The organism is Mesorhizobium sp. CAU 1741 (assembly GCF_039839275.1).
GTDB lineage: Bacteria > Pseudomonadota > Alphaproteobacteria > Rhizobiales > Rhizobiaceae > Aerobium.
Genome location: NZ_JBDOQP010000001.1, coordinates 288195 through 302404, shown reverse-complemented (window position 1 = coordinate 302404; position 14210 = coordinate 288195). Strand labels below are relative to the sequence as shown.

Here is a 14210-nt window from a genome sequence, read left to right as displayed (position 1 = left end):
AGATGAAGGAAATCACCTGCAAGCTTCTCGTCATCGGCTCCGGACCGGGCGGCTATGTCTGCGCCATCCGGGCGGGGCAGCTCGGTATCGATACGGTCATCGTGGAAGCGGGAAAGCCGGGCGGCACCTGCCTTAACGTTGGCTGCATTCCGTCGAAGGCGATGATCCACGCGGCTGACGAGTACCTCAAGGTCTCGCAGATGGCGCAAGGCGGCGATCCGCTCGGCATCTCGCTCTCCGAGCCGGCCATCGACCTGAAGAAGACCGTCGCCTGGAAGGACGGCATCGTCGGCCGCCTCAACACCGGCGTCGCCGGCCTGCTCAAGAAGGCGAAGGTCAAGTCCGTCCAGGGCTGGGCGAGATTCCGTGACGGTAAGACCGTAGAGGTCGAGACGGAAACCGGAATACAGGTGATCCGCGCCGAGACCATCGTCATCGCCACTGGCTCGCTGCCGGTGGAACTGCCTTTCATGCCCTTCGGCGGCAAGGTCATCTCGTCGACCGAGGCGCTGGCGCTGAAAAAAGTGCCGGAAACACTGGCGGTCGTCGGCGGCGGCTATATCGGCCTCGAACTGGGCACGGCGTTCGCCAAGATGGGGGCGAGCGTCACGATCGTGGAGGCGCAGGATCGCATCCTGCCACTCTATGACGCCGAGCTGACCAGGCCGGTATCGAAGCGTCTCGACGAGTTGGGCGTTGCGGTGCTGATAGGCGCAAAGGCCAAGGGACTTTCCTCGAAGGGCGACGCGCTGCTGGTGGAAACCGCCGACGGTACCGAACGCGATATCCCGGCGGACCACGTGCTGGTGACCGTCGGCCGCAAGCCCGCGACGCAGGGCTGGGGAGTCGAGGAAATCGACCTCGACCTGACAGGCCCGTTCATCCGCATCGACGACCAGTGCCGGACGTCCATGCGTGGCATCTACGCCATCGGCGACGTCACCGGCGAACCGATGCTCGCGCATCGCGCGATGGCGCAGGGCGAGATGGTAGCGGAGATCGTCGCCGGCAACCGCCGGAGCTGGGACAAGCGCGCGATGCCTGCGGTCTGCTTCACCGATCCGGAGGTGGTCAGCGTCGGCCTGTCACCGGACGAGGCGCGCGCGGGCGCGGCGGAGATCAAGATCGGACAGTTTCCCTTCGCAGCCAATGGTCGCGCCATGACGCTGCAGGGAGAAAGCGGTTTCGTGCGCGTGGTGGCACGGGCCGACAACCACCTGGTGCTTGGCATCCAGGCGGTCGGTTCCGGTGTCTCGGAATTATCGGCCGCCTTCTCGCTTGCCATCGAGATGGGCGCCCGGCTGGAGGACATCGCCGGCACGATCCATGCTCATCCGACCCAGAGCGAAGGCTTTCAGGAAGCCGCGCTCAAGGCATTGGGGCATGCGCTGCACATCTGACGCGGCCTAGGTCATCATCCGCAATCTTCCGCCGACGTCGCCGATCTGCTCGGCGCCGACATTGGCGAAGGCCACGCGCAGATGGCGGTCGAGCCCCGCGCCGAAATAGCTGCCGGGGATGGTGACGACGCCATAGTCGCGCGCGAGCTTCTCTGCCACTTTCGAAGACGTCAGGCCGTCGAACGGATGGCGCACGAAGGCGAAATAGGCGCCGATCGCCTGCAATTCCCAGCCTGTGACGTGCTGGAATGCAGCGCGCATCGCATTCGCCCGATGCTCGATCTCGATCCGGTTGGCCTCGCGCCAGCCACCCAGCGCAGGCAATCCCCTGGCGACCGCGTATTGGGGCACGCGGGGCGCGCAAATCTGGAGATTGTCCATGACCTTCGCGACTTGTCCGATCACCTCGGGTCCGGCGGTGATCGCGCCAAGACGGTGGCCGGGAATGCAGAACGATTTCGAGAAACTATAGAGCTGGATCAGGTTGTCCTGCCAGTCCGGCCTTGCAAACAGGTCGTGGGGCTTGCCTGAGAGAGATGCAATGAAGTCCCGATAGGTCTCGTCGAGGATGAGCCAAACGCCACGCTCACGGCAGATCGCGAAGATGTCCGCCAACAGGGCAGGCGGGTAGATTGCGCCGGTGGGGTTATTGGGCGATACCAGAGCCAGGGCCTTCACGCCATCAAGCGCGTCGGCAATGTCCTCGATGCGGGGCACGAAGCCATTGTCAGCAGTGCAGTCGAAATAGCGCGCTTCGACGCCCATCATCTGCAAGGTCGTCTCGTGATTGAAGTAGCACGGGTTGGTCATCAGGATCGCGTCGCCCGGTCCCGCGACCGCCATGGCCGCCACGGTGAAGGCCTGGTTGCATCCGGCGGTCAGATGGACGTTCTCAGGCCGGATGATCGCCCCGTAAAGCTCTGACACATGCGCGGCATAGGCGGCACGGGTCGCCGCGTCACCCTCGATCGCGCCGTAGCCGGCGAGCGCGGCCGATCCCGCGGCCTCCGCCAGCCATGCGAGCATGTCGGGATGCGGCGGATAGCCTGGCACAGCCTGCGACAGGTCGATGAGCTGGCCATGCGCGCCATCATAGGCTTTTGCCCAGGCCTGGACGGCGGGAATGGGTGGCTGTGAGAGCTCGGCGACCAGCGGGTTGAAACCAGGCTTTGGCATCTGTTGCTTATCCATGTTCATGCAATGCGGGGCGCCTTCGGCGCCGATTTCCTCTTGGCACGCGCGTCGTCACTCGCGCGCCGGATGGCGCGGTGAGCCGAGGTCTGGGGCTCGGCCCGCGCATCGTCCTCCTCGAGCTGCGCAAACAGCCAGTCTATGAATACGCCGACGATCGGCGCTGCCCGAAGATCGCTGCGGCATGCGACGTAGAAAGCGTCGGCCGCCGGGACGGCAAGGTTGAACGGCGCCACGAGTTGCCCCTTCGCCAGCAGCGCGGCCGCCGTCATCGTATCGCCAAGCGCGATGCCATGGCCATGCACAGCGGCCTCGATCGCCAGCCTCGCATCGGAGAAATGGTGCTGCGAGCCTCGCGACAGGTCGAGCGCGTCGGCGGCTGCCAGCCATTGCTGCCACTCGCGGCCATCGTCGGCGTGAAGCATCGCATGGGTTCCGAGGTCGCGAATCGTGCGCACGGGCCTGCTGTTCATCAAGGTGGGGCTCATCACCGGAAACAGGTCCAGATGTGACCAGCGCTTCAGCCAGCAGTCCGACCAGTTTCCGTCACCGTAAAGCACGCACACATCGACATCCGGATCGCGAAGCGCCTGCGCGTCGTTCGATGCGTCGAGCGTCAGCCGGATACCGGGAAACTGCGCGGTGAAGCTTCCCAGGCGCGGCATCAGCCAGAACGACAGCAGCGCCGGCACGCAGGCGACCGACAACGTGCCGGAACTCGTCGGGCGCGTCATCCGTGCAGTGGCGGCGGCGATGTTGTCAAAAGCCGTGGAAACCGTTGGCAGCAGCTCCGCGCCATGGCCGGTGAGACGCAGCCGCTGCCCGACGCGCTCGAAAAGCGCCACGCCGAGCGAGGCTTCCAGCGCCTTGACCTGATGGCTGATTGCGCCGTGCGTGACATTGAGCTCGCCCGCCGCCCGCGTCAGCGAACCATGCCGTGCTGCCGCCTCGAAGGCGCGCAATGGATTGAGCGGCGGCAGGCGCTTCGCCATGCAGTGGACCCGTATGAAAATTTCTCACAAACATTGGTATATCAATCTCAATTGAGTTTCCACGCATTCTGCCGCACGATCCCCCGACTTGCGCCATTCGATCGGGAGGTTGCCGGGAATGAGCTGGAACGACGAAAGCCTCGCCGAGCTGCGGGCAAAGTACGCCCAGGGCCATGGCGGCGACATTTTCGAGCCGCGCTTCAAACGGGTCGCGGATCGGATTTTCTCCTCGGGCGGCACCCGTACCGCGCCCTACGCCGGCATGCCGACCTTCCTCGACGCGCCCTTTATGCAGATCGACCCGGCCAATCCGGAATTTGGCGATCTGCAGGTTGCGATGGTGGGCATGCCGATGGATCTCGGGGTGACCAACCGCCCTGGCTCCCGGTTCGGCCCGCGCGCGCTGCGCGCCATCGAGCGCATCGGTCCTTACAATCACGTGCTCGACTGTGCTCCCACGCACGAATTGAAGGTCGCCGACATCGGCGACGTTCCATTCCGCAGCCGCTACATGCTCGAGCAGAGCCACGAAGACATTGAACGTCATATCGGCAAGATCGTCGCCGCAGGCGTCGTTCCGCTATCGGTCGGCGGCGATCATTCGGTCAGCCACCCGATCCTTCGTGCCGTCGGCAAGGACAGGCCGGTCGGGATGATCCATATCGACGCGCATTGCGACACGTCGGGCTCTTTCGACGGCACCAAGTTTCACCATGGCGGACCGTTTCGCAATGCAGTGCTCGACGGCGTTCTCGACCCGACGCGGACGATCCAGATCGGCATTCGCGGATCGTCGGAATATCTGTGGGAATTCTCCTATGAGTCCGGCATGACCGTCATCCACGCCGAAGAGATGCCTGCGATGGGCATACCCGCCATCATCGAAAAGGCGCGCCAGGTGGTCGGCGACGGCCCGACCTACCTGTCATTCGACATCGACAGCCTCGATCCCGCCTTTGCGCCCGGAACCGGCACGCCGGAGATCGGCGGCCCGTCCACCCGCGAAGTGCTCGAACTTCTTCGCGGTCTCAAGGGCGTGAATCTCGTCGGCGGCGATGTCGTTGAGGTGGCCCCGCAATACGATTCCACCACCAACACCGCCCATGCAGGCGCCCAGGTGCTGTTTGAAATCCTCAGCCTGATGGCGTTCAGCCCCACGCTGACTGGAAACACCGCTTGATCGGACTAAGATAATCCTGACCAAAAGAAGCCAAGGGGCAACGACCCCGCCACAGAGGAGAACAGTTTCATGAAAAGACTTCTGAACACGTCCATCAGCCGCCGCGCGGCGCTCGGTGCCGGCGTTGCGGCAGCCGGCGCCCTTGCCATGCCGGCGATCCTGCGCGCGCAGGATCGCTCTATCAAGGTTGGCGTCTATGGCGGCTATTTCAAGGATTCCTTCGACAAGCACGTCTTCCCGACATTCACCGAGGCAACCGGCATCGCCGTCGAATCCGTCGCGGAGCCCACCGGCGAGGCGTGGCTGGTTCAACTGGAACAGGCAGCCCGCGCCGGCCAGGCACCCGCAGACATCTCGATGATGTCCCAGGTGGCCATGCTGAAAGGTCAGGCCACGGATTTGTGGACGCCGATCGACACCGCGAAGCTGGAAAACGAGGGCAATCTGCTCGACCAGTTCGTCAACAAATATCCCGATGGCCGCGTTGCCGGCATCGGCGCGGTGGCCTGGTACATCACGCTCGTCACCAATACCGACGCCTACCCCCAGGCGCCCGAAAGCTGGGCCGCTTTGTGGGACGAGGCCAACCGCGACAAGCTCGGTCTCCTCGCGCTCGTCTCCAACTCATTCCTGCTCGAGGTGACGGCGAAGACGTTCATGGGCGGCACCAATGCGCTCGACACCGAGGAAGGCCAGTTGCAGGCCTTCGAGAAACTCGCCGAGGTGAAGCCCAACGTGCGGCTCTGGTACCGCGATGAGGCGCAGTTCGAGCAGGCCCTGAAATCCGGCGAAATCCCGATGGGCCAGTATTATCACGACGTCACCGGCCTCGCGGCCGCCGACGGCCACCCGGTGCGCTCCACCTTCCCGAAGGAAGGCGGCATTCTCGATTCCGGCTGCTGGGCACTGTCGCGCGCGTCGGAGAAGGTCGAGGAAGCGCACATCTTCATCGACTATATGAGCCAGCCTGAAATCCAGGCGCTGATGTCGCGTCAGGTCGGCACCGCACCGACCGTCTCGCGCGACCTTCTTGACCTTACGGAAGAGGAGTTCGCCGCTGTGTCGTCGGATATCGATCCGATCATCCCGCGCTACGACCTCTATACATCGAAGGCCGACTGGCTGAACCAGACGTGGACTGAAACGATCGCGGGCTGACGCTCGGCGCCCCTTGCCCTCTCCCCGCATCGGGGAGAGGGTGTCTGCGCCCCACGCGGCCTGGTCGCAAGGATAGGAACATCCATGTCCGCTCTGCAGCTTCGGAACGTCTCAAAGCGCTTTGGTGATTTCACGGCAGTCGACGACGTGACCCTGGAAATCCCGAACGGGACATTCGTCTGCATGCTTGGACCTTCGGGCTGCGGCAAGACGACCTTGCTGCGCATGATCGCCGGCCTGGAAGAGCCGTCGGGCGGCACCATCCTGCTTGGCGGCGAAGACGTCACGCCCATCCCGACCCACAAGCGCGATTTCGGCATGGTGTTCCAGTCGCTCGCGCTCTTTCCCCATCTCAACGTCGGCGACAATATCGGCTACCCTCTGCGCATTCGCGGCATCGACAAGGCCACCCGACGGAAGCGGGTCGACGAACTGCTCTCCCTCATCGATTTGAGCGGCTATGCAGATCGGCCGGTGTCCAAGCTTTCCGGCGGCCAGCGCCAGCGCGTCGCGATCGCCCGCGCGCTCGCCTTGTCGCCCAAGTTGTTCCTGCTGGATGAGCCGTTGTCGGCGCTGGACGCCAAGCTCCGCGAGGCGATGCAGGTCGAACTGCGCCAGCTCCAGCAACAGCTCGGCATCACCACCATAGTCGTGACCCATGACCAGCGCGAGGCCATGACGATGGCCGACCTCGTGGTCGTCATGGGCCAGGGCCGTATCCGGCAGGCAGCGTCCCCCGTCCAGGTGTATCGCAAGCCGACCGACGCCTTCGTTGCCGACTTCATCGGCTCGACGAACCTGCTTCCGCTGAAGGGCGATGGCGATCTCCTCGGCAGCAGCTTCCCGAGCCTCGGCATGAGCGTCGGAGCCGGTGGCGGCCATCTGTCGATCCGCCCGGAGGATGTGCGGCTGGTTTCCCCGGACGAGGGTACGCTGCGAGGCACCGTCACCTTCGTTCGCGACCTCGGCGGAACCGTCGAGACCTTCGTCGACGTTGGCGGCCACACGATCACCGCTGTCACGACACCGCGCCAGCGAACCGCCTTCGTGACAGGCGACGCCGTCGGCGTGACGTTGCCGTTCGAAAGCTGCGTGGTGCTGAAGGCATGAAACGCGAGCCGCCCCGCGCGCTTGGCGACTACGCTCCGCTGGTGTTTCCGGCGATCATGCTGGTGGTGTTCTTCGTCATCCCGTTCTCGACGATGATCACCGTCTCCTTTTTCCGCCGCGACCCGGCAGGGTTTTATTCGCCCGACTTCACCATTGCGAATTACGAGCGCTTCATCTCGGCCTTCTTCGGAGGCGTGCTCGGCTTTTCGATCATGCTGGCGGTCATGGTCGCGATCGTCTGCGTCGTCGTTGCGTTTCCGTTCACCTACCTGCTGACGCAGGCCAAGCGACGTGTGCAGGTTGTGTGGCTCGTCGCGATCCTGTCGGTGCTGTCGCTGTCGGAAGTCATCATCGGCTTCGCCTGGTCGACGCTGTTTTCCAGAACGGCGGGCATCACGAACCTGCTCGTGCTGGTTGGCCTGATGAGCGAACCGCAGGCGCTGACGCCCGGATTCGGCGCCGTGCTCACCGCCATGGTCTACCAGGCCCTGCCCTACACGATCCTCGTTCTGTACCCGGCCATCGTCCGGCTAGACCCGACCTTGCTCGAGGCGGCGCGCACGCTCGGCGCCTCGCCCCTGCGCGCCTTCTTCAATGTGCTGGTGCCGGCGCTTCGCAACACCATCATCGCCACGCTGATCATGGTCTTCGTCTTCGCGCTGGGCGCATACCTGCTGCCGCAGATTCTCGGCCGTCCCCAACACTGGACGCTGTCGGTGCTAATCACCGATCAGGCGATCTACCAGTCCAACATGCCTTTTGCCGCGGCCATGGCGGTCTTCCTGGTGCTGATGTCGCTGGCGCTGGTCGGCCTCACCCTTCTCATCGGCGGTCGCCGGGAGACGTCGACATGAGCGCCACGACGCTGCGGCGGATCCTCTTCACGCTCGTCGCCCTGTTTCTCGTCGGCCCGCTGATCGTCGTTGCCGGCGTCTCGGTCAACGAGCAGCAATCCCTTACCTTCCCGCCCCAAGGGTTTTCCCTTTCGTGGTACGGGCAGATCTTCACCGACCCGGGCTGGCGCTCTGCGTTGGTAAACTCGCTGCTGCTGGCCGCAGGCGCCGCCACGCTTGCGGTACTCATAGCGTTGCCGCTCGCCTGGTTCCTGTGGCGGCGCATCGCGCCATGGGCCAACGTCTTCCAGCTTCTGGGCGTCGCACCTTTCATCCTTCCGCCGGTCATCACCGCGCTCGGCTTCCTCACGTTCTGGGCCACTGTCGGCGCTTACGGCCAGCCCTGGACGGCGGCGATCAGCCACGCGATCTTCTTTGTAACGCTGCCGCTCGTTACCCTGTCGCTCGGCTTCAACTCCATCGATCGCAGCCTCGTCGAGGCCGCCGCGACCATGGGCGCGGACGACCGCACCGTGCTGCGTACCATCGTTCTGCCGCTGATCCTGCCTTACCTGATTTCCGGCTTCGCCTTTGCCTTCGTCCTGTCGCTGAACGAGTACATCGTCGCCTACATGACCGTCGGCTTCACGATGGAAACGCTGCCAATCAAGATCTTCAACGCGCTTCGATACGGTTACACGCCCACCATGGCCGCGGTAGCCGTGTTTTTCGTGGTCGTCGCTGCGGTGGTCTTCGGACTGATCGCACGGTTCGGCGATCTCCCGAAACTGCTGGGTGCGCTATCGGGGGACGATAAATGAAGATCGCCGCGCTCCAGATGCAGGCAACACCTGGAAATGTCGCCGCAAATCTCGAGCGCATCGAGAAGGCAGCCCGCGAGGCGGCAAGAGATGGCGCCGATCTGCTTGTTGCCCCAGAACTGGCAACCACCGGCTACGGCATCGGCGAGGCTATCCGCGATCTTACCGAGCCGGCCAATGGCCCGACGATCGGGCGTTTGGGTGCGATCGCCGCCGATGCAGGGGTTGCGATCGTTGCGGGATTTGCCGAGGCGGACGGCGGTTCAGTCTGGAACAGCGCGGCGTTCGTCACGCCCCAAGGCCAGACCACCGTCTACCGGAAGTCGCATCTCTATGGCGACTATGAGCGAAACCTGTTCCAGCCGGGATCACCGCGCGCCGTCACCTTCGACCATGGCGGCCGGAAACTCGGAATGCTCATCTGCTACGACGTCGAGTTTCCGGAAAACGTCCGAAAGCTGGCGCAAGCCGGCTGCTCGCTGGTCCTCGTGCCGACCGCTTTGCCTGCCGGCGACCATGCGGAATTCATTGCCCGGCGGATGATCCCGGTTCGCGCCTTCGAGAACCAGGTCTTCGTGGCCTATGTGAACCACTGCGGCGCCGACGACCGCTTCGCCTATGCCGGCCTCTCCACGATCGCCGCGCCCGACGGCTCGGTCCTCGCCGCCGCCGAAGCCGAAGGCGAAGCGCTGCTGCTCGCAACCATCCAGCCGGAGGACTTCACGCAGAGCGCGGCGCAAAACACGTATCTGCGCGATCTCAGAATATAGCGCTGGCGCAAAATCCCCAGGAGGTTGGGCCAGCGCTATTCCGTTTCGGCTGGAGCTTCCATGAAAGGGTTGGACCGCGAAGGAAGCGCAGGCACGTCGAAATGATCCGGCGCAGCACCGGCTTTCGCCCGCTCGGCCATCCGTTCGTAGGCCATCTCGAGATGGCGACAGAACCGCTCGGAGTCAAATAGTGGCTGCACGAAGCGTGCCTCGTCGATCCGCTGCTTGTACTCTGCGATGCGTTCCCGATTAGCGTAGAGTTCGAGCGCTCTCTCGACATAGTCTTGCGCATCGGCGGCGATCAGATCAGGGAGATTGATTGCATTGAGCAAGCTCTCGCTGACGCGCGAGGCAAAGTTTGTCCCTTTGCGAGTCAAAACCGGCAACCCGCCCCAAAGAGAATCCGAGGTGGTCGTATGGCCGTTGCAAGGGTAGGTATCCAATGCCAGGTCGGCGCACGCCTGGCGATTGATATGCTTCGAGTACTCGATCTTGTCGGCGAAGACGATTCGATCCGGTCCTATCCCGTGCGAACCGAATTCCTTGAGGAGATTGATCCTGGTCCTGTCGCCGCCGATTGTCATCAGCCAAAGAACGCTCTTCGGCGCTCGTGAGAGAATTTCTGCCCACTGCGACACAATCTCTGCCGAGACCTTGTGTGGCAGGTTGAACGAAGCAAATACGAATGCGTCCGCAGGCAGGCCCCATTGACGACGCGCCGTCGGCTTCGGCAGAGGCCTGTTGGTCGGGTCGTTCGGCTGATAGCTGTCCGGAAGGCGGCAGAATTTCTCATGATAAAATGGCTTGGAACTGTCAGGCAGCACGTGAGGATCGCCAATGACGTAGTCGAGATCGGCTGAAACTGTCATCCCCGGAAAACCCAGCCAGGCGACTTGAACGGGAGCGGCGGCCTGATTGAGGATATTCGCGCGCCCGTCCCGGGTATGACCCTTGAGATCGACCAGTATGTCGATGTTGCGTTCGCGGATAGCAGCCGCAGCGTCGTCGTCGCTCATATCCCGTACCAGGATCACATTCCCCCACTCGCTGCGGTCGACGTCGTTCATGTCGAGATATTTTTGCGGCGTGTAGCAAAAGAGATCGACGTCGAAGCGATTCCGATCGTGACGCCGCAGAATGTCGGCGATCAGTTTCATCGTGGCGTGGCGACCCCAATAGTCTGCGGACAGGTAGCCGATGCGAAGCTTCTTTTCGTCCCACCGGTGTACCATGTTCCGACGCTTGAGCGTGATCGCTGATGAGTATTTCGGGGTCTCGCGCGTGGCCAGCGCGTTGCGCCGTTCGTCTCCACACCAGATGACGCTGCTCCAGGGGCGCTCGCGCGAAAGCACCTCCACCTCGTCCTTCCGGATATGAGTATCCAACGCGGCATGATGGGCGCGAATCTGGTCGAAGTCGCAGACCTTGCGCAGAAGATATGTGTGATAGAAGCGAAGATCGTGCCGCTTGGGAAACTTCTTCAGAGCCACCGCGATCGTTCGATGATTCTCCTCGTCATCCTCCTCAGCGGTGAGCAGGTAAGTCGCCAGCTTGACGTGACGGGGGTCCTTGCTTTCGATCAGCGGTTTGCGAAGCCCCTGTACCACGTCCAGATCCCCGCGCTTGCGGAATATCGATGCAAGGATGAATGCGATATCGGGATTTTGGTGCGCCTTGTGTGCCAGCTTCCTGGCCGCGAGCAACGCACTGTCGTCGTCACCGGCCTCGACATAGAGTTCCATCGCTCGCAGGGTGTATTCTTCTTCCCGGCGCCCACCCGCTTCCGCAGCCCTCTGGTAGGAGGCAGCCGCTTCAGCGGGCATGTTCAACTTGATCAGTGTTTTCGCAAGCAAGACGAAGGTCTTGGCGTCCCCGCTTACATCCAGCAACCGGTTGAGCAACTGCAGAGCGGGCACATACTGGCCCTTCTGATAGGCTTTCGATGCCGCAAAATAAGCTGCCTCAGCGTTCATTGCAGTCTCCCAAGTGCTACCTCTTCCGCTCACGAGATCCAGTCACGACCCTCAATGGCGGCATAATCCGCCTATCAAGCCAATCTTGCCTCAAGCTGGCAGACGACAATGCCATCCAGGCATCCCGCCTATTGGGCTTCAGTGAACTTGCAGGTGAAACAGGCACATGCCATCGGGGTTCATCCAGCCCGGCACAAGGTTATCTCGCGATATTTGCATCCAATGCTGGCGTGGCCCGTCTGCGGTATAGCCTACAGGTCATCGCAGCACCGACGATCATTACGCGCGAAGGTTGCCATATTCGTGCGGGCTATGCGCGAGAGGTCTAGCAGATGTCGGCGTTCCGCGTTCGGGATCCGCTCGCCGCACTCCCAACCACTCATCGTGAATGAACAGAATTTCGATTGCCCAGATTTGTCTAGAGGAAAGAATCGTGAGCGACGTCAAGCTGAGTATCTGTATCCCAACGTTCAATCGCGCGACTTTCCTCGCGAAGGCCCTGAGCTATTTCACAGAAGTCTACAAAATCTCTCTCACCTATGAAATCGTAATTTCAGACAACGCTTCGTCCGACAATACGCGCGAAGTGGTCGAAAATTACATTGGTAGAGGCTTGCCAATCCGGTACTTCAGGCGAGAGGAAAATCTCGGGTATGAACCCAATCTGGCAAGTGCCTTTCGTCACGCTCGAGGCGAATATAACATCTATCTTGCAGACGATGACATCCTCGTCATGGATGGTTTCATCGAAGCGATCCGCTACATGGATCAGAATCCTGATGTCGTCGCGTGCTACGCACCTTGGTATCTGTATAATGAACGCTTGAATGTCGACAAAGGGACGTTCTACCAAGTCGACAAAAACGTCAAATTCAAGCATCGAGACTTCATGTCTGTCTTCAACTTCCTGATCAACAAGCACGCCTTTCCAGAAGTAGGCATATACAGGGCCACAGCACTCCGTTCTGCTTGGGTTCCCCGATACTTCGCCTATTGGGCTTTTTCTCACCTTGCGCATTATCTTGACATTGGCGCGGTGGCATTTCTGAAGAAGCCTTTCTATCGCGCGGTCGTCGTTTCCAAGATCGTCCGGGAGCATACCCAGGCAGGCAACGACGAGGTAATGACTGCGTGGGATCGCTACCGCGGGGGACTGGAGTATTTTCTTTACGTAGGAGCCAAACGCGGTGTCGTCGAGCAGACCGCACAGCGACGGGCGTTCTACGACGAGGCGATCAAACAATTCACAATGTCGCGAATGGGCGTAGCGGTACGATTTTGGGTAGCCAAAAAGGATTATGTTAGAGCATACGAGCTTTATACTCGCATGCTTTGGGGTGGTCAGCAAAAGCATCCTGACGTCACACGGATCAAGGAAACTCTAAAGGTAACGGCAGCCATTCAGACACTGGCATGGATTGTCAACTCGTCCGCTGAGATTGACCGACTGGTGCTTGACGGCGTTGCCGATCATGCCGCGCTCGAAGAGCTCCTGCGCAAGACCGGCCTGCGAGATGACGTCGTCGTGGTGCGCGATGAAGCCGATCAATCGGCGGAAGTGATCCAGCGATCCGCAGTATTCGTCAGTGACGCGGCGCATCGTGACGCGTTCTTGGCGCGTGGGTTTTCGCCCAACCTGGTGATTACTGATGCGGACATTTCCCGCACAATCCTGACCTGATCTTGCCTGTCATGCAGGCGCGCCTGCTCCCGCGTGGGCTCCAACGGACGGTTTGCTTTTATGAGGATACTGATCACGGGAAGCATCGCATTCCAGTTGCGGAAGTCGGCCGAAGCTGTCGCGCAGCTTTTGCCCGGCAGCAATGGGCCTTTAGTCGGATGGGCCATGGGTGAGGACTTGCGATGGCTTCAGACATAGAAAGGGTTCTCGTCACTGGTGGCACGGGATTCGTAGGCCGGCAAATATTGAGGGCCCTTTCGGATCGGGGCGCTGATGTGCGCGCCGTGGTCAGGAGCGGGCGCGAGGCGGATCTGGCCGGATACCCCGCAGTCAAGGAAATCGTTTCAAGCGCTTCTCTATTCCATGAGGACCAGCGATGGTGGAGAAAGACATCCGAAGATGTAGATCTGGTGATTCATGCTGCTTGGTACGCGGAGCCAAGAAAATACCTCACGTCCCCAATTAATATCGATTGCCTGGCGGGCACACTCACCATGGCCAAGGGCTGCGTCGACGCCGGCATCCGGCGTTTTGTCGGTATTGGCACCTGTTTCGAATATGACGTGTCGGATGGCAGGCTATCGGTAGAAACGCCGTTGAAGCCTGCCACGATTTATGGAGATGCCAAGGCGTCCACCTACCTCGCTCTATCGCATTGGTTGCCAAGCGTCGGTGTCGAGTTTGCCTGGTGTCGCCTCTTCTATCTGTTCGGCGAAGGGGAGGACGACAGACGGTTCGTGCCATACTTGCGCGCCAAGCTGGCTGCCGGAGAGCCGGTGGACCTGACCGCGGGAAATCAGATTCGCGATTACATGAATGTCCGAGACGCTGGGCGCATGACCGTGGACGCCGCTATCGGACCCCGCCAGGGAGCAATCAATATCTGTTCCGGCATACCGGTAACGATCCGGGAGTTGGCGGAACGGATATCGGACGAATACGGGGGCCGTTCGCTGCTCAATTTTGGCGCCCGCCCTGACAACGTGATTGATCCGCCATGTGTCGTGGGCACGCTGTGACGCCTTTGAGTGAGGTTACGCCAATGCAAAACTCTCCCCTTCGCGAACTGTATTCGCAAAGTCAGTTTCCGGTCTTTCAGAA

The 14210-nt window shown here is 61.6% G+C and carries 12 protein-coding genes; 9 read left to right on the top strand and 3 right to left on the bottom strand.

Translation table 11 applies throughout. The features are described from left to right. Positions 1 to 2: 2 nt before the first annotated feature. A complete protein-coding gene (lpdA, locus tag AAFN84_RS01465; RefSeq protein WP_347512600.1) occupies positions 3 to 1400 on the top strand; it encodes a dihydrolipoyl dehydrogenase in 1398 nt (465 codons plus the stop codon). Between the two features lie 6 nt (positions 1401 to 1406). Here lpdA and AAFN84_RS01460 read toward each other — a convergent pair whose 3' ends face one another. Next, the gene (locus AAFN84_RS01460; protein WP_347512599.1) at positions 1407 to 2576 is read right to left on the bottom strand and encodes an aminotransferase; all 1170 of its coding nucleotides are present in this window, start codon (positions 2574 to 2576) and stop codon (positions 1407 to 1409) included. Between the two features lie 17 nt (positions 2577 to 2593). Further along, positions 2594 to 3583, bottom strand: coding sequence for a transcriptional regulator GcvA (gcvA, locus tag AAFN84_RS01455; RefSeq protein WP_347512598.1), 990 nt, complete (start codon positions 3581 to 3583; stop codon positions 2594 to 2596). A gap of 118 nt (positions 3584 to 3701) precedes the next feature. On the opposite strand from gcvA, the gene speB reads away from it, so the two are divergent. The 6 genes from speB (at position 3702) to AAFN84_RS01425 (ending at position 9455) form a co-directional block, all read left to right on the top strand. Continuing rightward, complete coding sequence (gene speB, locus AAFN84_RS01450) at positions 3702 to 4763, top strand: agmatinase (protein WP_347512597.1); 1062 nt, start codon at positions 3702 to 3704, stop codon at positions 4761 to 4763. A gap of 69 nt (positions 4764 to 4832) precedes the next feature. Continuing rightward, the gene (locus tag AAFN84_RS01445) at positions 4833 to 5921 is read left to right on the top strand and encodes an ABC transporter substrate-binding protein (protein WP_347512595.1); all 1089 of its coding nucleotides are present in this window, start codon (positions 4833 to 4835) and stop codon (positions 5919 to 5921) included. Positions 5922 to 6005: 84 nt separating this feature from the next. Next, entirely contained in the window at positions 6006 to 7031 is a 1026-nt protein-coding gene (locus tag AAFN84_RS01440; RefSeq protein WP_347512593.1) for an ABC transporter ATP-binding protein, read from the top strand. Beyond that, positions 7028 to 7885 (top strand): ABC transporter permease, encoded by an 858-nt coding sequence (locus tag AAFN84_RS01435; RefSeq protein ID WP_347512591.1) that lies wholly within the window; start codon positions 7028 to 7030, stop codon positions 7883 to 7885. The genes AAFN84_RS01440 and AAFN84_RS01435 overlap by 4 nt, the downstream gene beginning before the upstream one ends. Next, a complete protein-coding gene (locus AAFN84_RS01430) occupies positions 7882 to 8685 on the top strand; it encodes an ABC transporter permease (protein ID WP_347512590.1) in 804 nt (267 codons plus the stop codon). Before AAFN84_RS01435 ends, AAFN84_RS01430 begins: the two co-directional genes overlap by 4 nt. After that, the gene (locus AAFN84_RS01425) at positions 8682 to 9455 is read left to right on the top strand and encodes a carbon-nitrogen hydrolase family protein (RefSeq protein WP_347512588.1); all 774 of its coding nucleotides are present in this window, start codon (positions 8682 to 8684) and stop codon (positions 9453 to 9455) included. Before AAFN84_RS01430 ends, AAFN84_RS01425 begins: the two co-directional genes overlap by 4 nt. A 35-nt stretch (positions 9456 to 9490) precedes the next feature. Here the strand turns inward: AAFN84_RS01425 and AAFN84_RS01420 are convergent, their stop codons facing one another. Next, a complete protein-coding gene (locus AAFN84_RS01420; RefSeq protein WP_347512586.1) occupies positions 9491 to 11428 on the bottom strand; it encodes a glycosyl transferase in 1938 nt (645 codons plus the stop codon). A gap of 433 nt (positions 11429 to 11861) precedes the next feature. Here AAFN84_RS01420 and AAFN84_RS01415 point away from each other — a divergent pair, with 433 nt between their 5' ends. Both AAFN84_RS01415 and AAFN84_RS01410 read left to right on the top strand, forming a co-directional pair. Further along, positions 11862 to 13109, top strand: a complete 1248-nt coding sequence (locus AAFN84_RS01415; RefSeq protein ID WP_347512585.1) for a glycosyltransferase family 2 protein — start codon at positions 11862 to 11864, stop codon at positions 13107 to 13109. A 182-nt stretch (positions 13110 to 13291) separates the two neighbouring features. Further along, complete coding sequence (locus AAFN84_RS01410; RefSeq protein ID WP_347512584.1) at positions 13292 to 14128, top strand: NAD(P)-dependent oxidoreductase; 837 nt, start codon at positions 13292 to 13294, stop codon at positions 14126 to 14128. The last annotated feature ends 82 nt before the right edge of the window (positions 14129 to 14210 follow it).